The organism is Sphingomonas sp. QA11 (genome assembly GCF_028473665.1).
GTDB lineage: Bacteria > Pseudomonadota > Alphaproteobacteria > Sphingomonadales > Sphingomonadaceae > Sphingomonas > Sphingomonas phytovorans.
Genome location: NZ_CP098774.1, coordinates 3086642 through 3109386 on the forward strand (window position 1 = coordinate 3086642; position 22745 = coordinate 3109386).

General features: G+C 64.5%; 26 protein-coding genes and 1 pseudogene. 16 read left to right on the top strand and 11 right to left on the bottom strand.

The window, feature by feature from the left end:
* Positions 1–106: 106 nt before the first annotated feature.
* Genes NDN01_RS14220 through NDN01_RS14230 form a run of 3 tightly spaced genes read left to right on the top strand, consistent with a single transcriptional unit; the run spans position 107 to position 1262 of the window.
* On the top strand, positions 107–274 hold the full coding sequence (locus NDN01_RS14220; protein ID WP_272622228.1) for a hypothetical protein: 168 nt from the start codon (positions 107–109) through the stop codon (positions 272–274).
* Between the two features lie 27 nt (positions 275–301).
* Entirely contained in the window at positions 302–847 is a 546-nt protein-coding gene (locus NDN01_RS14225; protein ID WP_272622230.1) for a DUF3617 domain-containing protein, read from the top strand.
* A 19-nt stretch (positions 848–866) separates the two neighbouring features.
* Positions 867–1262, top strand: a complete 396-nt coding sequence (locus NDN01_RS14230) for a VOC family protein (RefSeq protein ID WP_272622232.1) — start codon at positions 867–869, stop codon at positions 1260–1262.
* 34 nt (positions 1263–1296) lie between these two features.
* Here the strand turns inward: NDN01_RS14230 and NDN01_RS14235 are convergent, their stop codons facing one another.
* Positions 1297–1752, bottom strand: a complete 456-nt coding sequence (locus NDN01_RS14235; RefSeq protein ID WP_272622234.1) for a hypothetical protein — start codon at positions 1750–1752, stop codon at positions 1297–1299.
* Positions 1753–1901: 149 nt separating this feature from the next.
* On the opposite strand from NDN01_RS14235, the gene NDN01_RS14240 reads away from it, so the two are divergent.
* The gene (locus NDN01_RS14240; RefSeq protein ID WP_272622236.1) at positions 1902–2408 is read left to right on the top strand and encodes a hypothetical protein; all 507 of its coding nucleotides are present in this window, start codon (positions 1902–1904) and stop codon (positions 2406–2408) included.
* Between the two features lie 3 nt (positions 2409–2411).
* On the opposite strand, the gene NDN01_RS14245 is transcribed toward NDN01_RS14240, so the two are convergent.
* The 6 genes and pseudogenes from NDN01_RS14245 to NDN01_RS14270 form a co-directional block, all read right to left on the bottom strand.
* Positions 2412–3572, bottom strand: a complete 1161-nt coding sequence (locus NDN01_RS14245; protein ID WP_272628216.1) for an MBL fold metallo-hydrolase — start codon at positions 3570–3572, stop codon at positions 2412–2414.
* Between the two features lie 142 nt (positions 3573–3714).
* Complete coding sequence (locus NDN01_RS14250) at positions 3715–5082, bottom strand: MFS transporter (RefSeq protein ID WP_272622238.1); 1368 nt, start codon at positions 5080–5082, stop codon at positions 3715–3717.
* A 35-nt stretch (positions 5083–5117) separates the two neighbouring features.
* Positions 5118–6038: a DMT family transporter gene (locus tag NDN01_RS14255; RefSeq protein WP_272628218.1), complete on the bottom strand. Its 921-nt coding sequence runs from the start codon at positions 6036–6038 to the stop codon at positions 5118–5120.
* Positions 6039–6134: 96 nt separating this feature from the next.
* Positions 6135–6218 (bottom strand): annotated as a pseudogene (locus NDN01_RS25980) (hypothetical protein); the annotation flags it as partial.
* A 125-nt stretch (positions 6219–6343) separates the two neighbouring features.
* Positions 6344–6520 (bottom strand): hypothetical protein, encoded by a 177-nt coding sequence (locus tag NDN01_RS14265; protein WP_272622240.1) that lies wholly within the window; start codon positions 6518–6520, stop codon positions 6344–6346.
* Between the two features lie 3 nt (positions 6521–6523).
* A complete protein-coding gene (locus tag NDN01_RS14270; RefSeq protein WP_272622242.1) occupies positions 6524–8044 on the bottom strand; it encodes a fumarate hydratase in 1521 nt (506 codons plus the stop codon).
* A 144-nt stretch (positions 8045–8188) separates the two neighbouring features.
* Between NDN01_RS14270 and NDN01_RS14275 the strand changes: the two genes are divergently transcribed.
* Entirely contained in the window at positions 8189–10846 is a 2658-nt protein-coding gene (locus tag NDN01_RS14275; RefSeq protein ID WP_272622245.1) for a putative bifunctional diguanylate cyclase/phosphodiesterase, read from the top strand.
* 81 nt (positions 10847–10927) lie between these two features.
* On the opposite strand, the gene NDN01_RS14280 is transcribed toward NDN01_RS14275, so the two are convergent.
* Together NDN01_RS14280 and NDN01_RS14285 are read right to left on the bottom strand one after the other, a co-directional pair.
* On the bottom strand, positions 10928–11587 hold the full coding sequence (locus NDN01_RS14280; RefSeq protein WP_272622247.1) for a glutathione S-transferase family protein: 660 nt from the start codon (positions 11585–11587) through the stop codon (positions 10928–10930).
* A 12-nt stretch (positions 11588–11599) separates the two neighbouring features.
* On the bottom strand, positions 11600–12247 hold the full coding sequence (locus NDN01_RS14285) for a dihydrofolate reductase family protein (protein WP_272622249.1): 648 nt from the start codon (positions 12245–12247) through the stop codon (positions 11600–11602).
* A gap of 76 nt (positions 12248–12323) precedes the next feature.
* Here NDN01_RS14285 and NDN01_RS14290 point away from each other — a divergent pair, with 76 nt between their 5' ends.
* Positions 12324–12833 carry a winged helix-turn-helix transcriptional regulator gene (locus NDN01_RS14290; RefSeq protein ID WP_272622251.1) on the top strand — a complete coding sequence of 170 codons (510 nt, stop codon included), beginning with the start codon at positions 12324–12326 and terminating at the stop codon, positions 12831–12833.
* Between the two features lie 118 nt (positions 12834–12951).
* On the opposite strand, the gene NDN01_RS14295 is transcribed toward NDN01_RS14290, so the two are convergent.
* Positions 12952–13500, bottom strand: coding sequence for a hypothetical protein (locus NDN01_RS14295; protein WP_272622253.1), 549 nt, complete (start codon positions 13498–13500; stop codon positions 12952–12954).
* 124 nt (positions 13501–13624) lie between these two features.
* On the opposite strand from NDN01_RS14295, the gene NDN01_RS14300 reads away from it, so the two are divergent.
* The 4 genes from NDN01_RS14300 (at position 13625) to NDN01_RS14315 (ending at position 18618) form a co-directional block, all read left to right on the top strand.
* A complete protein-coding gene (locus tag NDN01_RS14300; protein WP_272622255.1) occupies positions 13625–14326 on the top strand; it encodes a response regulator in 702 nt (233 codons plus the stop codon).
* A complete protein-coding gene (locus tag NDN01_RS14305) occupies positions 14323–15699 on the top strand; it encodes a sensor histidine kinase (RefSeq protein WP_272622257.1) in 1377 nt (458 codons plus the stop codon). The genes NDN01_RS14300 and NDN01_RS14305 overlap by 4 nt, the downstream gene beginning before the upstream one ends.
* Positions 15700–16094: 395 nt before the next feature.
* Positions 16095–18041 carry a ribonucleoside-diphosphate reductase subunit alpha gene (locus NDN01_RS14310; protein WP_272622258.1) on the top strand — a complete coding sequence of 649 codons (1947 nt, stop codon included), beginning with the start codon at positions 16095–16097 and terminating at the stop codon, positions 18039–18041.
* Between the two features lie 127 nt (positions 18042–18168).
* The gene (locus NDN01_RS14315; RefSeq protein ID WP_272622260.1) at positions 18169–18618 is read left to right on the top strand and encodes an endonuclease domain-containing protein; all 450 of its coding nucleotides are present in this window, start codon (positions 18169–18171) and stop codon (positions 18616–18618) included.
* A gap of 71 nt (positions 18619–18689) precedes the next feature.
* Here NDN01_RS14315 and NDN01_RS14320 read toward each other — a convergent pair whose 3' ends face one another.
* Positions 18690–18932, bottom strand: a complete 243-nt coding sequence (locus tag NDN01_RS14320; protein WP_272622261.1) for a DUF2171 domain-containing protein — start codon at positions 18930–18932, stop codon at positions 18690–18692.
* 55 nt (positions 18933–18987) lie between these two features.
* On the opposite strand from NDN01_RS14320, the gene NDN01_RS14325 reads away from it, so the two are divergent.
* The 6 genes from NDN01_RS14325 to NDN01_RS14350 are packed head-to-tail and all read left to right on the top strand — an operon-like array spanning position 18988 to position 22558.
* A complete protein-coding gene (locus tag NDN01_RS14325; RefSeq protein WP_272622262.1) occupies positions 18988–19203 on the top strand; it encodes a hypothetical protein in 216 nt (71 codons plus the stop codon).
* The gene (locus NDN01_RS14330) at positions 19200–19514 is read left to right on the top strand and encodes a hypothetical protein (protein ID WP_272622263.1); all 315 of its coding nucleotides are present in this window, start codon (positions 19200–19202) and stop codon (positions 19512–19514) included. Before NDN01_RS14325 ends, NDN01_RS14330 begins: the two co-directional genes overlap by 4 nt.
* Positions 19511–19702: a hypothetical protein gene (locus NDN01_RS14335; RefSeq protein WP_272622264.1), complete on the top strand. Its 192-nt coding sequence runs from the start codon at positions 19511–19513 to the stop codon at positions 19700–19702. The genes NDN01_RS14330 and NDN01_RS14335 overlap by 4 nt, the downstream gene beginning before the upstream one ends.
* On the top strand, positions 19699–19974 hold the full coding sequence (locus NDN01_RS14340; protein WP_272622265.1) for a hypothetical protein: 276 nt from the start codon (positions 19699–19701) through the stop codon (positions 19972–19974). The genes NDN01_RS14335 and NDN01_RS14340 overlap by 4 nt, the downstream gene beginning before the upstream one ends.
* A 9-nt stretch (positions 19975–19983) precedes the next feature.
* The gene (locus tag NDN01_RS14345; RefSeq protein WP_272622266.1) at positions 19984–21048 is read left to right on the top strand and encodes a ribonucleotide-diphosphate reductase subunit beta; all 1065 of its coding nucleotides are present in this window, start codon (positions 19984–19986) and stop codon (positions 21046–21048) included.
* A 49-nt stretch (positions 21049–21097) separates the two neighbouring features.
* Positions 21098–22558 carry an ATP-binding protein gene (locus tag NDN01_RS14350; protein ID WP_272622267.1) on the top strand — a complete coding sequence of 487 codons (1461 nt, stop codon included), beginning with the start codon at positions 21098–21100 and terminating at the stop codon, positions 22556–22558.
* The last annotated feature ends 187 nt before the right edge of the window (positions 22559–22745 follow it).

Consider the following 22745-nt stretch of genomic DNA (forward strand, 5'->3'; position numbering starts at 1 on the left):
GTGTCACTTCCGCATCGGAGCATAAGGCGATGAACGGGTTTCGTGCCGCCGCAGGAAGCTTGCCGGTCGGGCGAGCAAGGACACGTGCCGATATACCGGCTTCAACGTGAACGGCGGGCACATCTGCACCTTCGCCGGTGGTGCCATGACGGTGACATCGAACGGCAGCTATACGGCCGCCGCGCTCGATCTCGATGATACGAGGCAGAATGCGGATGACGACGAGGACACATATGATAGGCCCGCGCATCAGGTCGCGCTGACCGTGACGTGACATGAACGATCCAAGAGGGGAATAACGATGCGAATCCAGATTCTGCTGGCCGGCGTCGCGGTATCGCTCGCGGCGTGCGGCCAGCCCGCGCCGGACGCGAAGACGGCTACCGCGGCCAACACTGCCACGCCCGCCACGCCGGTGGCCATGAAGGTGCCCCCGCGCATTCCAGGCGAATGGGAATATGTCACGAAGGTGGAGCTTCTCGACGTGCGGGGCGGCCCGCCCGGCCTGGCCGCGCAGATGCGGAAATCGTCGCCGGCCACCACACGCCGCGAGTGCATGAGCAAGGAGCAGGCCGAGGAGGATATCAGCAAGGCCGTGCAGAAGGACCAGGGCGGCTGCCGCTTCGAGCGGGTCGAGACCGTCGCCGGCAGCATCGCCGGCACCGCGATCTGTAGCAATGGCGGCATGGAAGCCACCGGCAAGATGAACGGTACGGTGAAGCCCACCGCGATCGACATGATCGTCGACATGACGATGAAGCTGCCCAGCCCCGGCACGGCGGCGCCCGCCGAGATGAAGATGCGGATGACGATGGCCGGCAAGCGGGTCGGCGACTGCCCGAAATAAGCACCAAGGGAGAAAGCAGATGACCGGTTACGTGACGATCGGCACCAATGATGTCCCGCGGGCCCAGGCCTTTTACGATGCGTTGCTGGGCACGATCGGCGCAAAGCGGCTGATGGAGGTTCCGGAGCATGGCGGCTTCACCTTTTACGGGACCGGCATGGGATCGCCCGTGATCGTCATCACCAACCCGTTCGACGGCGGCAAGGCGAGCGTCGGCAACGGAACGATGATCGCGATCCCGATGGACGAGCGCGCCAAGGTCGACTCATTCCACGCCAGGGCGATGGAACTGGGGGCATCGGACGAAGGCGCACCCGGACTCCGCAGCGACGAGGGCCCGCGCGCCTTTTACGGCGCCTATTTTCGGGATCTCGACGGAAACAAGATCTGCGCCTTCCGGATGGGCGGAGCGTGATTGAGCTTTCCCTCCCGCCCGCCGGGAGGGGAGCTCAATAGATCCGCCGATAGGCCACGCGCCACATCACCAGCCCGATCAGGGCGGAAAGTCCGGCCAGGATCACGCTCGTCGCGACGGCGCTGATCCAGCGGAACATCAGCGTGCGCGAATCGGTCGGCGGCATCGCGAAGAGACCGAAGCCATAGGTCTGGCCGCCGAGGAACAGGGCAAAGCCTGAGATCGCCCCGATCAGCGCCGCGGTACCCGGACCACGTCGCTGCAACGCATGCGCGACCAGCCACAACGGCCCGGCGACCGCCACCACGGTCATCGCAGTGATCACCGCGCCGACGACGAAGCCGACCGCGATTCCCAAAAGCGACGGCGCTCCGCCGATCGCGACGAGGATGCTGGCGACAATGCCGCCCACGAGCCCGCCAGCGCCGAGCGCGAGACCGGCGCGATCCAATGTCGTGTCATATCCGCGCAGCGCGACCCGCTCGGCCAATGTCCCTACTCCCCCGGTGGGGCTCCATATCACCGCCGCGCGCCGCGCCCAAGCCCATCCGTTGCGGTTGATCGGGGCTGGTACGGCATCAGTTTAACCCTGATGCAATGCTTCGCGTCCATCCTGCCGGATGCGAAGGGGGAAACGTCATGCGCTCATGGCTCGCCGCGATTGCGCTCACGCTGCTTGGCGGCTGCACCCCGCCCGACGACCCCGACAACATCCCCGAGCGCGGCCATTGGGAATCGAGCGTGAGGCTGGTTGCCCTGACGATCGACGATCGCGCGGTGACTCGCGAAGAAGTGCCCTTCGCCATGCCACCGGACAAGAGAGAGGACAGGGGCTGTGTCGAACCCAGGCTGAGAACGATGGAAGAGGCCAACGCCACCATCGCCAATCTGAGCAAGGTCGATTGCCGGTTCGAATCACTCAACCTCGACGGAAACGCAATCGCGGGCGGCGGGCGATGCGCGCCGCAGGCAAAGGCCGGTGTTTCGGTCGGCGCGACCTTCACCGTGAACGGCGACGAGGCCCCTGACCGAATCCACTCCCTGCTTGAATTGAATGCCTATGCCCATTTGCAGGACGGACAGACGGTACGAGTCCACACCGCTTATGTCATCGACTGGAAACGCCTCTCCGCCTGTAGCCGGTGACGATCAGCGCAGCGCCCTGACCGCCGCCGTATCGAGGCAGCGCATCATATCGGCGCGCGTCACCACCGTCCGGGCAGCAGGCGACGCATAAGGCGGGACCATTGTCGGCTGGCCGAGCGCCACCGTATCGAACCCGCGCAGCCCGGCACATTTCTCCGCCGCCGCGAGCAGCTTGGGTGGCGTATCATAGGCTTCGTACGAGAGACGGAACGTACCCCAGTGAATTCCGATGCCGGTCGATGCGCCGAGACGGCGATAGACCTCCACCGCGTCGATCGGCCCGACATGGCTGCCCGAAGCCATCTGCCCGGCCTCGAAGCGAAAGGCCCCGATCGGGATCAGCGCCAGTCGGACCGGCCCCAGCGCCCGCGCCTCGTCCGGCCATTTCAGGTCGCCCGGCCCGGTATCTCCGGCGAAGAAGACATTCCCGCCCGGCAGCCTGACGACGAAGCTCGACCAGAGCGCCCGATTGCGATCGGTGAACCAGCGACTGTCCCAATGATGGTTGCGGGTGACGACCACGTCGACACCCGGCTTCACCGCGACCTTGCCGCCCCAGTCGCGCGCGATCGACGGCACGCCGGCCTGGCGGATGACGCTGTCGTTGCCGAGCGCGGTGACGATACGCGGACGGTCGCGATCCCACAGGCGCTTCAGGCTCGCCAGATCGAGATGGTCGTAGTGATTGTGGCTGACCAGCACGAGATCGATCTTCGGTAGATCGTCGAAGGCGATACCCGGTTCAGCGACCCGCTTCGGTCCGATACCGAGCGGCCCGGAACGCTCGGCCCATATCGGATCGGTCAGGATGTTGAGGCCCTGGGTCTGGATCAGCACCGTCGCATGACCGATCCAGGTCACGGTCATCGCCTCGCCGGCAACCCGCGCCGGGATCGCCGCTTGGCGGACGGCGACATGCCTGGGCCAGGCCGGGCGGCCGTCACTGCCCGTAAGGTAGCGCGCGAAGAATCCCGCCCGGCTGCCGCCCGCCGGCACGCGGATGGTATCCTCGTCGCCGTCCGGGTTGAAGAAGCGCTGCCCGTCGAAATGGCTTGAGACAGGCCCGCGATAATAGATTCGGTCGAGGAAACGGGGAACGATGGTGAAGGCCAGGCAGATCGCCACCGTTCCGAACAGCAGCATGGTCATCAGCCAGCGACCCATGCGCGCCAAACCTCTCAGCGAATCCATCTCCGGCCCGTCCCATAACCATTGCCAGCCCGCAAGCATGTTGGGGCGCGATTGTGGGCCGCGTGGAGCGCCCCGCTTCTCTCCTCGTGCACAGTTCCCCGCAGGTCGCGAAAGGCTAGACCGTCTCCACCCGTACCAGCAGCCACCCGCACAGCCCCGCGCCCACCGCCATCGCCGCCGCCATGATCGCCGCGCCGTGAAAAGCATCGAGCGACACCCCGCGCCCGTCGCCGGTCAGCACCAGCCCGATCAGCGCCACCGCGATCATCCCGCCGATCCGCGCGGTCGCGTTGTTGACGCCTGAAGCGGCGCCGGTGTGTCGATGGTCGACAGCCGCCATCACCGTCGTGGTCAGCGGCGCGACCGCTGTCGTCATGCCGATCCCGATCAGCAGCATGCCCGGCAATACGTGCCGCGCATAGTCTATCCCCTCGCCCGGCATCGCCGCGAACAGCGCGAAGCCGGCGCCCGTCACCATCGGCCCGATCGCGAGCAGCGGCCGGGCGCCGATCTTCGCCGCGAGAGCCCCCACGCTTCGCGAGCCGAGCCCCATGATCAGCGGCAGGGGCAGTACCGCCGAGCCCGCCGCCGCCGCGCTCCAGCCGCGCGCGATCAGCAGATAGGGCAACAGCAGCAGCGCGCCCGACAGGGCAGCGTAGAGCAGGAAGGTCAGCAGGGTCAGGCCAGTGAAGGTGCGCGTCCCGAACAAGGCAAGCGGTACCATCGCCCTGTCGCCCAGCCGCGCCTCAAGCGAGACGAACGCCACCAGCGCGATCGTGCCGCCGCCGATCATCGCCGCGCCGATACCGCGCTGGTGCGCCGTCATCAGGGTCAGACCCCAGACAAGCAGGCCGAGCCCGACGGTCGCAAGCATGGCCCCGAACCAGTCGGGCGGGCTTGCGTCCTCGTCATAGCCGCCCGGCACATAGCGCCAGCCCATGGCGAACGCCGCCACCGCGATGGGCAGGATCAACGCGAAGATCGATCGCCAGCCGACATGATCGACCAGCCAGCCGCCAAGCACCGGGCCGATCGCGCCCCCGATCGCACCCGCCGCCGCCCAGGTGCCGATCGCCCTGGCCCGTGCCGCGCCCTCGAAATCAGCGCCGAGGATCGCAAGGCTCGCCGGGACAAGCAGCGCAGCCCCGACACCCTGGCCGATCCGCGCGGCGATCAGCCAGCCCAGCGTCGGCGCGACCATGCAGGCAAGCGTGGTAGCGGCGAATGCCAGGAGCCCCCAGAGGAAGGTCAGCTTGCGCCCGACCCGGTCGGCCAGCGCCCCGCCGATCAGTACCAGCGCCGACAGGGGCAGCATGAAGCCGTTGACGATCCACTGAACGCCGGTGCTGTCGGCGCCCAGGCCCCGTGCCATCGCCGGCAGCGCGACATTGACCACGGATCCATCGATCATCGCGACGCTCGATCCGAGCACGGTCGCGATCAGCGCGCCGGTGCTCCCCGTCTTGCGGCCAGCACCTGCCATCCTGTCAGTTCCCGGCTCTCATGCGGTCATCGTCCCTAACGCGTTCCGGCCAGCGCGAGGATCACCCCCGTCACCACCAGGATCAGGCCAAGCCCCTCGCTGCGCACCATGCGCTCGCCGAGATAGAAACGCGAGAAGGCGAAGGTGAAAGCGACCTCGACCTGCCCGACGATCCGTACGAGCGCGACAGGCGCGGTGGCGAAGCCGGTGAACCAGCAAGCCGATCCGATCGAGGAGAGCAGCCCGACCTGGCCAGCAACCCGCCAGTTGGCAAACACCGCACGCACCTGGTCACGCTCGCGCAGGAACAGGTAGCAGCCCTGCATCGCCACCTGCAGGCATATCGTCGTCGCCAGCACGATCAGCGCTGCCCGGATCGGGTCCGGCGTCACCACTTCCTGAGTCGCCCGGCGAATGCCAATCGCGGTCAGCGCGAAGAAGAAGCCCGAGGCAATGCCGCAAAGCGCGGCCGGCTGGCCCAGCGCGCGCACGAAATCCATCGGCCCCATGCGCTTGCCGCCGGTCGACAGCACCATCACGCCAAGGACACCGCAGCCGATGCCGGCCAAGCTTAACGGGCTCAGCCGTTCGCCGAGCAGCAGGAAGGACAGGATCGCGCCCTGCACCGCCTCGGTCTTCGAATAGGCAGTGCCGACCACGAAATTGCGGTGGGAAAAGGCCATGATCAGCAGGTTCGTCGCGACGATCTGGGCCAGCCCGCCCGCGGCGCAGAACAGCAGAAACCAGCGGCCGAGCACGGGGAAACCGCCCGATGCGAAGAACTCCTCATAGCCTACAACCAGCAGGATCGCGAAAGGCAGGCCATAGAGATAGCGCACCAGGCCTGCGGCGTTGACAGACATGCTGTAGCTTACGCGTTTCTGCACCGCCGTGCGCCACGCCTGCACCGCGCCCGCGACGATCGTCGCGGGCAACCAGATAGGAGAAGTGATCACGTTTCTATTCCTCCCCATGCTTTGCATGGGGAGGGGGACCAAGCGCCCGACCGGATGCTGGCGCCGAAACTTAAACCCGCCCGGCTTCCCGCGCCGCCATTGCCACAAACGTACCTCCGGCGCGGTCATGACGCGTCGCAATTTCCTCGCACATTCCACTATCCTAGGGCTGGCTCGCATTTCCCCTCCACCAGCCCAGGGCTGGTCCCCCTCCCCATCTGCGATGGGGAGGAATAGCTTCGTCTCTGTCCGTCGGCCACGTCGCCACCGTCGTCGCCAGAAAGGCAAGGATCGCTGTCTCGTCCTTACTGGAAGCTGCTCTGGATGTTCGGCCGGAAATAGAACAACGTCATGGTCAGTTCCGAACCTGCGCCTGTCACGCCCCTCACGGGTTTCGCGGTCCGATCGCCCAGCACATCCTTCAGCTTCCTGGCGATCGCGTCGGGCGCGAGCGGCGAGGTAAGGACGATGCGCCGGGCCATGAGTCAGACACCCGCCAGCAGCTTCTCCCGCGCGATCTTCTCGCGCCAGACGAGCGGCGCGAGCTGGTGGACATTCTGCCCCTCGCTGTCGACCGCCACCGTCACCGGGAAATCGCTGACCTCGAATTCGTAGATCGCCTCCATGCCGAGATCTTCGAAGCCGACAACCTTCGATCCCTTGATCGCCCGCGCGACGAGATAGGCCGCGCCGCCAACCGCCATCATATAGGCCGATCTGTGATCACGGATCGCCTCGGTCGCCGCGGGACCGCGCTCGGCCTTGCCGACCATCGCCAGCAGCCCCTGCTCAAGCATCATGCGGGTGAACTTGTCCATCCGCGTCGCGGTCGTGGGGCCTGCCGGACCCACCACCTCTTCCCCGACCGGATCGACCGGACCGACATAATAGATCACGCGGCCCTTGAACTCGACCGGCAGCTCCTCGCCCGCGTCGAGCATGTCCTTGATTCGCTTGTGCGCCGCATCGCGCCCGGTGAGCATCTTGCCGTTGAGCAGCAGCCGGTCGCCATGTTTCCAGCTCTGCACCACCTCCGGCGTGAGCGTGTCGAGATCGACCCGGATCGCTGCCTGGTCGGGCTTCCAGTCGACATCGGGCCATTCGTCCAGCTTCGGCGCTTCCAGATAGACCGGGCCCGATCCATCAAGCGTGAAATGCGCATGACGGGTCGCCGCGCAATTGGGAATCATCGCCACCGGCTTGGATGCTGCATGGGTCGGCCAGTCGAAAATCTTCACGTCGAGGATCGTCGAAAGGCCGCCAAGCCCCTGAGCGCCGATGCCAAGCGCGTTGACCGCATCGAAGATCTGGATGCGGAGCGTCTCGATATCGTTGCGCGGACCGCGCTGCTTGAGCTGCGCCATGTCGATCGAGCCCATCAGGCTTTCCTTGGCGAGCAGCATCGCCTTCTCAGCCGTGCCGCCGATCCCGATGCCCAGCATGCCCGGCGGGCACCAGCCGGCGCCCATTTGCGGGATCATCTCAAGGACCCAGTCGAGGATCGAATCGCTCGGGTTCATCATCTTGAACTTGGACTTGTTCTCGGACCCGCCGCCCTTGGCCGCGACATCCACCGAGACTTTCGACCCCGGCACCATCTCGACGTGAAGCACGCTCGGCGTGTTGTCCTTCGTGTTGCGGCGAGTGAAAGCCGGATCGGCCAGGATCGAGGCGCGCAGCTTGTTCTCCGGATGGAGATAGGCGCGGCGCACGCCCTCATCGATCACTTCCTGCAAGGAGCGGACGCTCTCCAGCCGGCAATCCTGGCCCCATTTCACGAACACGGTGACGATGCCGGTATCCTGGCAGATCGGCCGGTGGCCCTCGGCGCACATGCGGCTGTTGGTCAGGATCTGCGCGATGGCGTCCTTGGCCGCCGGGCTCCGCTCAGCCTCATACGCGACGCCCAGGGCGCGGATATAATCCATCGGGTGGTAATAGCTGATGAACTGCAGCGCGTCGGCCACGCTCTCGATCAGATCGGCTTCGCGGATGATGGTGGTCATGTCGGTTCCGTGAGGTAGTGAATCGGGAATTGAATCGGGGTTGCCTTATGCCGGTGGCGGCGCGCGGCCAAGGGGCGGCGCAACCCTTCCTTCACCATCGCGCGCAAGGATTTTGGCAAGGTTCGCTCACTATAGCCAGACTGGATGCTTGTCGCCTTCCACCCCTTCCGCGCCCTGACCTCAACCGCCGGCGCGTTCCGGGATGATCTTGCGCCCGTTTCGGAAACGTCCGACGCGCATCTGAATGCCCTGCGCGTTCAGGTCGACCAGCTCGCGGCCACCTGGCCTTTCGCGCTGGTGGCGCTCATCGCCGCGCCGGCAATGCTCTGGTACGGGGCGTTCAATCTCGATCGTCTTGACCTGCTATCGGGCATCGAACTGCGCGGCTCGATCGGCGTCGGGCTCGGCATCTTTGCCCTGGCCCTGCTCAAGATCCCCGCTCTCGCCGAGGCATCGCCGCACGCGCATATCCGCGCGATGACGCTGATCGGCGCCGCCATCGCCGTCCTGCTCTTCTCGCTATTGGGCATCAGCGCGAAATTCCCGGCGAGCACCGTCCAGCTTGCGGCCTTCGTCGCGATCTTCGCAACGATCGTCATCCTCGTCGTCGTGCTTCATCCAGTACGGGCTGCGACGATCGGCTTTGCCGCCGCACTGGTCGGGACGATCACGCTTCAGAACGGCTTCGGCATGGCCAGTGGCGTCGCCTTCGCTTTCCTGGTTTGCCTCTCGATCGCCACCTATAGCCTCGCCCGCCATGACCGCTCAGCCGCCGGGAACCGCGGCGCGGCCGAGATCCGGGGCAGGATGGCCACGCGCCTGGTCCATGAATTCGAAAGCCACACGACCGGCTGGTTCTGGCAGACCGACAGCCATGGCCGGCTGATCTATCTTTCCGACAAGGTCGCGCAGGAACTGAACACCAGCGAGACCCCGGCGATCGGCGAGATGCTGACCGCATTGTTCCGCATGGACAGTGCCTCGCCCGAGACCGAGCGGACCCTTGCCTTCCACCTTTCCTCGCGCACGGCCTTTTCCAACTATTCGGTCCGCCCCGCCAGCACCGGCAAGCTGGAGCGCTGGTGGTCGATCTCGGGCAGGCCTACGGTCGACGATCTGGGGCGCTTCCAGGGCTTTATCGGCAGCGGCAGCGACCTGACCGAACGGCGCCGCGCCGATGCGGAAATCACGCGTCTCGCGCTGTTCGACAGCCTGACCGGCCTGGCCAACCGCCAGCGCATGCGGCTGTCGCTCGATCAGATGCTCAACCAGCCGTCGGGCACCTATCGCGCGACCTCGCTGCTGCTGCTCGATCTCGACCGGTTCAAGGCGGTCAACGACACGATGGGCCATCAGTCGGGGGACGCGCTGCTCAAGCAAGTCGGCCAGCGGCTTCAGCGCGCGGTCGGCGAGGCCGGCCTGGTCGGGCGGCTCGGCGGCGACGAGTTCCAGGTCGTGCTGCCGAGCGAGGCCAATCGCGAGCGCCTGGCCGATCTCGGCCGCTCGATCATCGCCGCGCTTTCCCAGCCCTATTTCATCGACGGTTCCTCGGTCACGATCGGCTGCTCGATCGGCATCGCCATCGCGCCGGAGCATGGCCGCGACGCCGAGACGCTGATCCGCAACGCCGACCTCGCGCTCTATGCCGCCAAGGCCGACGGACGCGGCATCCACCGCTTCTTCCGTGAAGAACTGCTGGTCGGCGCGCAGAGCCGCAAGCAGCTTGAGGACGATCTCCGCCACGCGCTCGCGCAGGACCAGTTCCATGTTGCCTATCAGCCGGTGGTCAGCACCAGAACCGAGCGGATCGTCGGCTATGAGGCGCTGATCCGCTGGGATCACCCGACCCGGGGCGCCATCTCCCCAGCCGAGTTCGTGCCGGTCGCCGAGGATTGCGGACTGATCGAGGCGATCGGTGCATGGGTGCTGCGGACTGCCTGCACCGAGGCGGCGACCTGGCCAAGGGACATCCGAGTCGCGGTCAACGTCTCGCCGATCCAGTTCGCCAATCCGGCGCTGCCTGCGGTGGTGACGAGCGCGCTTGCCAGATCGGGCATCGCGCCGGACCGGCTCGAGCTGGAGATCACCGAAGGCGTGTTCCTCGACGAAACCGCCTCGTCCGAGACAATGTTCAAGATGCTGAAGGGCATCGGCGTGCGGCTCGCGCTCGACGATTTCGGTACGGGCTATTCGTCGCTCGGCTATCTGAAGAAAGCACCGTTCGACAAGATCAAGATCGACCAGAGCTTCGTGCGCGGCGCCACCATCGCGGGCAACCGCAACGCCGCGATCATCGGGGCGATCGTCACGCTGGCCGATACGCTGGGCATGGAAACGACCGCGGAAGGCGTCGAAGGCCAGGACGAGATCGCGCTCATCCGCGAACTCGGCTGCAGCCATATCCAGGGCTATGTCTACGGCAAACCCGCGCGCGCTGCCGAAGTGGTGAAGCAACTCGCGGCAGCCGACGGGATGGCCACGGCGTCGGGCTATCGCGTCAGCCGCGCGCCGCGCCATTCGATGATCCGCAACGCGCGGATCACGGCGGGCGACGTCGCCGGCGATATCCGCATCCGCAACATGTCCTCGACCGGCGCGATGATCGACGGCATCGATGTCGACCCCGACGCGATCGGGCTCGAGATCATGATCGAGCTGCTTGAGGAGCAGATGTTCCCCGCCACGATCCGCTGGGCAACCGACGGCAAGGCCGGACTTGAATTCGCGCAGCATTTCAACCTTGAACGGCTGAATCCGCAGACCGCGTCAGCGCAACCGCCCTCGGCACGCAGATCGGCCTGATCCTCCGGGTCCTCACTCGGAACGCCTATTGCTTCCCACTGCCGAGCTCATGCCGGAACAGGTCCGGCATGACGACGGCGTTCAATCGCGGTCAGTCGGCGCGCCGAGCGGGAAATAGTGGCGGTACGGCCGCGCCTCGTCCAGCGCCCGCGCATAGGAAGGCCGTGCCAGCAACCGCGCCCGATACGCCCAGACATTGGCGTATTTCTGCGGGATCGCATGAGTCCAGTCGGCATAGAGCAGCGCCGGTGCCGCCGCGCAGTCAGCCAGGCTGAACGCCCCGCCCGCGGCCCATTCGCGCCCCTCCATCCAGCCGTCGAGCCACGCATAGGCGGTATCGAGCATTGCCCGGGCCTCCTCGACAGCCAGCGCGTCGCGCTTGCCTTCCTCGCGCAGGGCATCGAACACGACCCGGCCTTGCGCATTCATCACATAATTGTCGAAGAACCGGTCCATCATCCGGACCTCGATCGCCGCATCGGGATCGGCCGGTATCAGCTTGACCGACCCCGGATAATGCACGCCGAGATATTCGACGATCACGCTCGATTCCGGCACGACCCGGTCGCCATCGACCAGCAGCGGGAAGCGCTTGACCGGCCATAGCCGGGCGAACTCGCTCGCCACGGGCTCGCTTTGGTCGAGCGCCTTGTACTCGAACGGAATCTCGTTCTCGTAAAAGGCGACCAGCGCCTTGTGGCAATAGGACGACAAAGGATGTGCGTAGAGTTTGAGCGTCATGCCGGGCTTTCCTTATTGCTTCGTCAAAATGATGTGCGTGGCGTTCTCGCCCAGCGCCTGCTGGCTCACCGCATAGCCAAGCGCCGGCAGGTCGAGCCCCGCGAACAGCGCCTCGCCCCCGCCCAGCACGACGGGCGAGATCGCCAGATGCACTTCGTCGATCGCCCCCATGGTCAGATATTCCCGGATCGTCGCGGCGCCGCCGCCGACGCGAATATCGCGGTCGCCCGCCGCCTCGCGGGCAAGTCGCAGCGCCTCTTCGGCCCCCTCGGTGACGAAATGAAAGACGGTGCCGCCGTTCATCTCGACCGGCGCCCGGGCATAGTGCGTGAGGACGAAGACCGGGCAATGATAAGGCGGGGTGTCCCCCCACCAGCCTTTCCATCCGTCGTCGGACCAGTCGCCACGACTGTGCGCGAACATGTTGCGGCCCATGATCCAGGCACCCATGCCTTCCATCGACCGCGCCGCATGGGCCTCGTCGACGCCCGTTGAACCACCCTGCTGACCGAACATCGTGCGAAAGGTCGTGGTAGCGAAGGCCCATTCGTGGAGTTCCTTCCCGCGCAAACCGAGCGGGTTCTCCAGACTCTGATCGGGGCCGGCCCCGAACCCGTCCACCGATATCGAAAAAGCGCCGACACGAACCCTGCTCATCATGCTCTCCTCCGGCAAACCGCTTGCGAATCAAAACCAGTTGTCGCCTTACATAACCGATCCTATATTGCAACCGGTCATGACAATCCACGTCGAAGATCCGCGCTCGGGCTGTCCCATCAACCTCACCATCCAGGCATTAGGCGATCGCTGGAGCCTGATCGTCATCCGCGACATCATGTTCGGCAATCGCCGCCATTTCCGCGAGCTTCTTTCGCGGTCGGAGGAAGGGATCGCGTCCAACATCCTGGCTGATCGATTGAAAAAGCTGGTGGCGGCGGGTTTTCTGGCCATCACCGACGATCCGAGCCACAAGCAGAAGCATTTCTACAGCCTGACCGAGCCGGCAATCCAACTCGTGCCGCTGATGGCGCAATTGGGCGCCTGGGGGCGGCGGCATCTGCCCGTCACCCCCGACCTGGCGATCCGCGCGCAATTGCTGGAAGAAGGCGGGCCGGAGATGTGGGCGGATTTCATGGACGAGCTGCGCACCGAGCATCTCGGCATGCCGCCGACAGGCCGCCCGAGCGTCGCGATGCGGCTTCAGGCGGCTTATGAAGCGATCAGGGGGGCTCAGGCCCAGGCCTGACCCACCCACCGCCGTCACCCCGGGACCTGTCCCGGGGTCCATGGTTCCGCACTCGCAACGGCCGCGCCTGCGGGACGGTGGATGCCGAAAAGAGTCCGGCATGACGGTGAGCGTTGTTTTACCCCGCGCTGTTGCCGACCGGCGCCGGGGCAGGCGGCGCTGCCGCGGCGGGCGGCGGCGGAGCGTCAGGACCGTCACGATCAGGACCCTCGCGACCGGGACCTTCACGACCGGGACCATCCGGCCCGCCATGCCTTCCGCCATGGCCTATCGGCCCAAGTGCGGTCACCGTGCCGTCCGCGCCGACCAGGAAGGAGGCGCGCAGCAAGCCGTTCCGGTTCCAGCCCTGCACCGTCACCGAGCTGCCGGCCGTGACGAGGCCATCGGACCGCGGCCCGCCCTCGATCATCGTACGGCCGCTCGCATCGGCCAGGATGAAGTTCGATCCATAGACCTCCCCGACCTTGCCGCGCACGGTGACCAGGCCCTGGCCGGTCTTGAGCGAGGCGATCGTCACGGGATTGAGCGGCGCCACCTCGATCGAGGGGCCGGCCATCCGCGCCGCGGTCGCGCCAACCGCACCGCCAGCGCCCAGCAGGGCGATGGCGGCAAGGGTCATGCGAAGCGACGGCTTGCGTGCCGGCTTTTCGGTGGTTTCTTCAGTCATTCGGTTTCACTCCATCGTTTCCGAGTGAAGCCGTGATAGCGATACCCGCCCACACCCCGCTGAACCTACCCGTTCAGTTTCGGTTTAAGCCACGGGCCTAGCGCGGTGACGGAAAGGAGCCCCGATGCGCATCTTGCTGGTCGAGGACGACGCGGCGCTCGCCGACGGCATCGCCCGGGCGCTGCGCGCCGAGAATTTCGCGGTCGACATCGCCGGCAACGGCGAGGACGGCGCGCATCTCGGCGATACCGGCATTTATGATGCGGCGGTGCTGGATCTCGGCCTGCCAGTGAAACCGGGCATCGCCGTGCTGCAGGAATGGCGCGCCGCCGGCCGAAGCCTGCCCGTGCTGATCCTCACCGCGCGCGACGGCTGGTCGGACAAGGTCGAAGGGTTCCGCGCCGGGGCCGACGATTATCTGACGAAACCGTTCCGGGTCGAGGAGCTGGTGATGCGCCTGCGCGCGCTGATCCGCCGCGCTGCCGGCCATTCCGCCACGCTGATCGCCTGCGGCCCGCTCAGCTTCGATGCACAGACCGGCCAGTTCGAACTCGACCGCCTGCCGCTCCGCCTCACCGCGCTCGAATGGCGCGTGCTCTCGGCGCTGATGCTGCGCAAGGAAGCGGTGATCGACCGGCTCGACCTGCTCGAGCATGTCTATGAAGGCGATGTCGATCCCGATTCCAACTCGCTCGAAGTGATCATCGGCCGGTTACGGCGAAAGATCGGCCGCGACCTGATCGAGACGGTGCGCGGCCGGGGCTATCGTCTGACCGGGCGCCTGACCGGGCACCCGACCGGGCACCCGACCGAAGCCCGGCCATGAGGCTGATGCCGCGATCGCTGTTCGGCCGCCTTGCCGCGCTGGCCGCTCTCGCGACGATCGCGGCGCTCGCCTTCGCCGCGCTGGCGATTGGCGCGGTGCTCGAACATTTCGTCATGCAGGGCCTCGACCAGCGCCTCGACGCCCAGGTCGCGCTGCTTGCCACCGCGGTCAGCCCCGACGGCACGATCGATCGATCGCGCCTTGTCTCCCCCGCGCCGTTCGACCGGGCCGGCTCAGGCTGGGGCTGGCGGATCGATGCACCCGCCGGGAGCATCGCCTCGGCAGACCTCCCCCGGATCGAGCAGCCCCCGCCCCCCGACCTGCAGGATCATCGCCATCGCCGGCGCGAGGAAGGCGAGCCCCGGCCGCTCGACTGGCGCGATGCGAAGGGTGGCGCCCGCCACGCGCGCAGCATCACCGTCCGGACGAGCGCCGGCCCCGTGCGCATCGCCGCCTCGGCGCCACGCGAGATCGTCGAGCGGCCGCTGCGTGCCGCCATGGCGCCCTTGCTCGGCTCGCTCACCCTGCTCGGGCTGGCGCTCGGCGTCGCGACCCTGGTCCAGCTCCGTCTAGGCCTACGCCCGCTCGCCCTGCTGAAGGAGTCGCTCGCCTCGGTCCGTGCCGGGCGCGCGGAAGCCGTCCCCGGCGACCAGCCAGCCGAACTCCAGCCACTCGCCGACGAACTTAACGCCCTGCTCTCCGAAAACACCGCCGCGCTCGCCAATGCCCGCAGCCATGTCGCCAACCTCGCGCACGGCCTGAAGACGCCGCTTGCCACGCTCGCGCTGCGCCTGGACGAGCGGGGCAGCGACCCGGACGGCACGATGGCCGCCGAGGTCTCGCGCATGGACAGGTCGATCCGCCACCATCTCGGCCGGGCCCGCGCCGATGCGTCGGGCGGCGCGACGCGGCGGCGCACTCTGCTCGAACCGGCGGTGGACGGCGTCGCCGGGGCGCTCGCGCGAATCCATGCCGACCGCGCCATCGCCTTTTCCCGATCAATGCCAGCCGGGCTCGCACTGGCGGTCGACCCGCAGGATCTGGACGAACTGCTCGGCAATCTGCTCGACAATGGCTGGCGCTGGGCGGTAAGCCGAATCACGCTGTCAGCCGAGCCCGGCCCCGCCGCAAAAGCCCGAATCGCCATCGAGGATGACGGCCCGGGCATTGCCGCCGGAGACCGGGCCGAAGCCCTGCGCCCAGGCCGCCGACTCGACGAAAGCGGGGACGGCCACGGCTTCGGCCTGTCCATCGTACGCGAACTGACGGAACTCCATGGCGGCACCCTCGCGCTCGAGGCGGCACCCGGCGGCGGGCTGCGCGCGATCGTCACGCTGCCGATGGCGGCACCACGCCCCGATATGAAAATATAGGTGCGTTCCGCGTTCGTTCCCTTGCAATCCACGAACCCCGCAGAACTCCACGCGTCGTTGCATCGCACCGCTTCGCCGATGCCATGAACTGACTCAAATTAGCGACGAACCGAGTCTCCCAACTGTCATTTACCGTCTTGCGGTCCGGATCGAATGAGCACAATCTGTTGGGGTTGAGTTCGGGGGCGAACCCAAGAACTGGTAGAACAACCACCGCGACCCCATATTGCGGAATGTACCAACCTCGCGTCGCAAGTCGCGGGCAGGGCAGAGTTTGTTCCCCATGGGCGCCCTAGAAATGATATCATGGGGGTTCGCCCCCGATTCGAACGGACCGGGAACGCCAGTGGGCGGGACGGTCGTGTATGTTTGATGAAAGACAGGGGCAGAGAGCGATGGATTTCAGAGATACCCAGGAGGCAAGCGTAACCATGGCCACCGATACGATCGACGCCGCCGCGAGCGCCGCGCCTGCCGCCGACACATCGAGCAAGAATGGTGGCGCCAAGCGCAAGCTGGCGGCGCGCGGCGATTCCAAGGAAGTGAAGCCGCAGCTCTACCCGGTCGAGGTCGATCATTCGCGCGACGCGCTGCTCACCGATTTCGGCAAGGAGACGCTGAACGACCGCTATCTGCTCCCGGGCGAGCGGTACCAGGACCTGTTCGTCCGCGTCGCCTCGGCCTATGCCGACGATGCGGCGCATGCGCAGCGAATCTACGACTATATCTCGCGCCTGTGGTTCATGCCCGCCACGCCCGTGCTGTCGAACGGCGGCACCGGCCGTGGCCTGCCGATCTCCTGCTTCCTGAACTCGGTGCCCGACAGCCTGAACGGCATCGTCGACACCTGGAACGAGAATGTCTGGCTCGCCTCGCGCGGCGGCGGCATCGGCACCTATTGGGGCAATGTGCGCGGCATCGGCGAGCCGGTCGGCCTGAACGGCAAGACGAGCGGCATCATCCCGTTCGTGCGCGTGATGGATTCGCTCACCCTCGCGATCAGCCAGGGCTCGCTCCGCCGCGGCTCGGCCGCCTGCTATCTCGACGTCTCGCATCCCGAGATCGAGGAATTCCTCGAGATCCGCAAACCCTCGGGCGACTTCAATCGCAAGGCGCTGAACCTGCATCACGGCGTGCTGATCCCCGACGCCTTCATGGAGGCGGTGCGCGACGGCGCCGAATGGAACCTGACCAGCCCGAAGGACGGTTCGGTCCGCGGCACGGTCGATGCCCGCGCGCTGTTCCAGAAGCTGGTGGAGACCCGCCTCGCCACCGGCGAGCCCTACATCGTCTTCTCCGACCATGTGAACAAGGCGATGCCAAAGCATCACCGCGACCTAGGCCTCAAGGTCTCGACCTCGAACCTGTGTTCAGAGATCACGCTGCCGACCGGCAAGGACCATCTCGGCAATGATCGCACCGCCGTCTGCTGCCTGTCGTCGCTGAACCTTGAGACCTGGGATCAGTGGAAGGGCGAGAAGGGCTTCATCGAGGACGTGATGCGTTTCCTCGACAATGTCCTGCAGGATTTCATCGACCGCGCCGAACCCGGCATGGAGCATGCCGCCTATTCGGCGATGCGCGAGCGCTCGGTCGGCCTCGGCGTGATGGGCTATCACAGCTTCCTCCAGGCCCGCGGCCTCGCCTTCGAAGGCGCGATGGCCAAGAGCTGGAACCTGAAGATGTTCAAGCACATCAAGGGCCAGGTCGACGAAGCATCGATGCAGCTCGCCGTCGAGCGCGGGCCGTGCCCCGACGCCGCCGACATGGGCGTGATGGAGCGGTTCAGCTGCAAGATGGCGATCGCGCCGACCGCGTCGATCAGCATCATCTGCGGCGGCACCAGCGCCTGCATCGAGCCGATCCCGGCGAACGTCTACACCCACAAGACGCTCAGCGGCTCCTGGTCGATCCGCAACCCGTATCTGGAAAAGCTCCTCATCGAGAAGTCGAAGAACTCGGACGCGGTGTGGAACTCGATCCTCGAGCAGGGCGGCTCGGTGCAGCATCTCGACTTCCTTACCCAGGAGGAGAAGGACTGTTTCAAGACCAGCTTCGAGATCGACCAGCGCTGGCTGATCGAACTCGCCGCCGACCGCACGCCCTATATCGACCAGTCGGCGTCGCTGAACCTGTTCATCCCGGCCGATGTGGAGAAATGGGATCTGCTGATGCTCCACTTCCGCGCGTGGGAGCTTGGCATCAAGTCGCTCTATTATCTCCGCTCGAAGAGCATCCAGCGCGCCGGTTTCGCCGGCGGCGTTGAGGCCGACAACACGATCGACCTGCGCGAGATCCAGGTCGAATCGAAGGATTATGACGAGTGCCTGGCGTGCCAGTGAGGTGGTTCCGTTAAGTCCCCCTCACCCTTCCGCGCCTCCGGCGCTCCCTCCCTCTCCCACAAGGGGAGTGGGAAATAGCGAAGCGCGACCAAACTCCTCTCCCCTTGTGGGAGAGGAAGGGGCCCGCGTGGCGAAGCCGCGTGGGAAGGTGAGGGGGAATGCAGAAGGCCTGACGAAACGCCAGTTGCTATCCTCGACAACGACCGCCCGTGCACGCGATTTACGCCGCGACCCGACCGAGGCCGAAAAACTACTGTGGCGTGCGCTACGCGAAGCCTTTTCCCATGCGAAATTCCGCCGCCAGGTCCCGATGGGCGGCTATTTCGCCGACTATTGCTCGCATGCCGCCAAGGTGATCGTCGAGGCTGACGGCGGCCAGCATGCCGATGCCGTGACCTATGATGCGCAACGCACCCGCTTTCTCGAAGACGAGGGCTATCGGGTGCTGCGTTTCTGGAACAATGATGTCCTGACGAACATCGATGGCGTCATCGCAACGATAGCACCGCATATCCCTTCTCCCCCTGTGGGAGAAGGTGGCCCGAAGGGCCGGATGAGGGGGAGTCGCACGCGGTGACCTCAGCCCCCTCACCCTCCCATGCTTCGCATGGGCCCCTCCCTCTCCCACAAGGGGAGAGGGGAATTAGCTCACGCCTCTTCCTCGAACGTCACCGCCACGTCGCCGTTGGCGCTGAGCCGCACCTTGTCGCCCTCGACATCGGCCACCAGGCCGAGCGAGATGAAGTGATGGTGCCCCTCATGACGCCCCTGGCCGCTGTCGGCCTTGGTCAGTTTGATCCGGTCGCCCTCCACATGATCGACGGTCCCGACATGGACACCGTCGGCGCCGATGACTTCCATATGTTCCCTGATTGTGCTCGCGTCGGCCATATGCATTCCTCCTTCGTTACGGATGCCGCCACACAACGCGCGCAAAACCGATTCGATGCAAGCGACCGGAGTCCTGGCCATGTTGGTGACCATCGCCTGTTTCTGCGTCTTCCTCGGCGTGCTGGTGACGATGATCGCCAGCCGCGAGGCCAAGAAGGATGCGCTCGGCCAGCGCATCCCGCCCGAACAGGCGAAGATCGTCGCGCTGGTCCCGTTCATCGTCGGCGTCGGCCTGCTCGCCTACAGCCTCTATCTGAGAGTGGTCCAATGAACCGCACCCGCCTCCGCACCCTTGCCGCCCTCGCGCTCGTCGCGACCCTGTCGGCCTGCGCGCACCAGATCGGTTCCGCGGTTCAGCCAAGCGCGCCCGGCTTCCTGCTTGGCGTGTGGCACGGCATCATTTTCCCGATCGCCTGGTTCCTGTCGCTCTTCATGCCCGACGTCGCTGTCTATGCGGTGCCGAACAATGGCGGCTGGTATGATTTCGGCTATTTCATCGGCATCGTCTTTTTCGGCGTCGGATCGCACCGCGGCACCCGGACCGTCTACAGGACCGTCTATGTACGGGGCCGCAACGGATGAACCGTGCCCCACTCATCATGGCCGCGGTCGCCGCGACCTCCGCTGCCGGCGGGCTGTACGTGTTCACGCGACCGGCGCGGAGCGAAGGCGCCGTCTATGGCCGTCGTATCGCCGGCACCATGCTGATCGCGCTGGCGCTGCTGCTCGGCCGCTTCGCCTGGGCGCTGAATTCGTGGGGGGCAGCATGAACTGGTGGCTTCCCCTGACGCTGGCGCTTGCCTGGCTCGTGGCCGGGACTTTCGGCCTCCGCCAGATCAGGCGCTCATCCGAAAGCGTGTGGCAAGGCCTATTCTCAGCCACCACCACCGACCCACCGCCCTATGACGCCCGCCGCTGGCAGCACCGCGTCATTGTGGGTTTCTCGAAATCAACCGGCTGGCTTGTGATTGCAGGCGCCGCCTTCCTCACCCTCATGTCCATCCTGGTCGCGATCGGCGTCGTGCCTCCCGCCAGTAACTAAGGAACTACCATGTCCCTCCTCGAAGCCCGCAAGCAGTACAAGCCGTTCGAATACCCCTGGGCGTTCGAGTTCTGGAAGCGCCAGCAGCAGATCCACTGGATGCCGGAGGAAGTGCCACTAGGCGAGGATTGCCGCGACTGGGCGCAAAAGCTCAGCGACCATGAGCGCAACCTGCTCACCCAGATCTTCCGCTTCTTCACCCAGGCGGACGTCGAGGTGCAGGATTGCTATCACGAGAAATATGGCCGCATCTTCAAGCCGACCGAGATCAAGATGATGCTCGCCGCCTTCTCCAACATGGAGACGGTGCATATCGCGGCGTACAGCCACCTGCTCGACACGATCGGCATGCCCGAGAGCGAATATGGCGCCTTCCTCGAATATAGCGAGATGAAGGACAAGCATGATTACCTGCAGGGCTTCGGCGTCGACACCGACGAGGATATCGCCAAGACGCTGGCGATGTTCGGCGGCTTCACCGAGGGGCTTCAGCTCTTCGCCAGCTTCGCGATGCTGATGAACTTCCCGCGCTTCAACAAGATGAAGGGCATGGGCCAGATCGTGTCGTGGAGCGTGCGCGACGAGAGCCTTCACTGCGAGGGAATCATCAAGCTGTTCCACGCCTTCTGCAAGGAGCGGGATTGCCTGACCAAGGCGGTCAAATCCGACATCCGCGAGATGTGCCAGACGACCGTGCACCTGGAGGATAATTTCATCGATCTCGCCTTCGAGATGGGCCCGGTCAACGGCATGACGCCCAAGGAGATCAAGAAGTATATCCGCTACATCGCCGACTGGCGGCTGGGCCAGCTCGGCCTGAAGCCGATCTACATGATCGACGAACACCCCCTGCCCTGGCTCGCCCCGCTGCTCAACGGCGTCGAGCACGCCAACTTCTTCGAGCAGCGCGCGACGGAATATTCGAAGGCCGCGACGCGGGGGAACTGGAACGAGGTGTGGGACGGGTTCGACAAGCGGCAGAAGGCCAAGGGCGGCAAGGCTGCGAATGAGGATGCCGGGGATGCGGCTGGCGGCGGGGATATGTTCTCGCAGGCTGGCGTGGCGGCGGAGTGATGCGCGTAGCGCGCAGCTTCAAGTCTGATACTGGAGCGAATCGAGCGATATGCACATTCATGACCCTAAACGATTAGTTGAGTCTCTTTGCGCACTCCCTCAAGAGACGGGATGGGTAGAGTTTAAAGAGAACAAGTTCAACGAAGATTCGGTTGGTCAGTATGTGTCATCGCTAGCGAACTCCGCTATGTTTGACGGCAAGGATGCTGCCTATTTAATCTTCGGAGTCAGAGACGACGATCACACTATCGTTGGCACTAGGGTAGACCTATTAGGAGAAAAGGTCGGGTCAGAATCTTTTCTCCTGTGGCTCAATAAGTATCTTGATCCGCATATAACGATAAATACCGAATCGGTGGATATAGATGGCAAAAATGTGCAGATTCTCTGCATAGACCCAGGCTACCGTCAGCCGGTTAAGTTCAAAAAGATACCATATATTCGAGTATCATCTTCTCAACAACCGTTGTCGAACTACCCTGAACGGGAGCGCGCGCTCTGGCAGATAACTTCTCGCTATTCCTTCGAGACAAGCACATTGAAGGATCATCTCACTTTCAGCGAGATAGAGAAAGCGTTCGCCCTTGATGTTCTACTAAATAGAATAGGAAAGAAAACACTTTCCCGCAAAATGAAGGTAGATTACCTAACTATCTCTGGTCTTATTAAAAGTGATTTACAAGGAAAATTTGAAGTTTCCTCATTATTAGCGATCGCCAGTGCGAGAGAGTTTCGTGAATTTCCCTCTCTAGAGAACAAGGGTTCTCGAGTAATCGCATACAAAGGAACCAACAAACTAAATGCCTTGGCCGACAAGGAAAGCCACAAGGGCCATCTTGTTACCTTCGTAGGATTTCTAGAACATGTGATGAATCACATACCTAGCGTAGAGGAAATGCAGCACGGAGTTAGAAAGAAGATTTACGCTATACCTGAAATTTCTATACGAGAATTTTTGGCGAACGCCCTTGTTCATCAAGATTTTACTGACGCCACGTCAAAACCCGTAGTTGAGGTGTTTAAGGATAGGGTGCGCATATCAAACCCTGGACTTCCACTTGTATCCGTCGACCGGTTCATTGATACACCGTCAAAAAGTAGGAACCCGCGTTTCGCTAGGCTTATGCGGGAAGCTGGATTCTGTGAGGAACGGGGTAGCGGAGTCGACCGCGCCATCACGGAAATCGAGAAGGCGGCACTCCCGCCGCCTTTGATCGAGGAAGTTGAAGGCTCGACCGTCGTAACGGTTTTCATGCCTAGGCGATTCGCTAACATGAGCCAGGAGGAACGCATTAGAGCCTGTTTCCAACATGCGTGCTTGCGACATGAGCAAGGCGATCCAATGAGCAATACAACCTTACGTGAGCGATTCGGGCTTTCGCAGAAGCAGTATCCACAGGTGTCGATCGTGATCCGAGACGCATTGGCCGCTGGGAGGATAAAACCTCTTAGTGAGGATCAAGGAAATCGGAATGCGAGGTACGTCCCGTTCTACGCGGCCGTTTCGTAATTCGTTGGCGGAACCGTAGGGCGAAAGAAGATTTATCGCAGTAATATCAATGATATATCCCCTACCACTTTCGTAAGCGCGCCTGCCTTATATCCAGCAAACGCAGATTTAAAGGGATACTATATTAATTCATAGGGATCACACCGATAGCCCGGTCAGTTCGCCGACCGATCTAAATCAGCCAGCG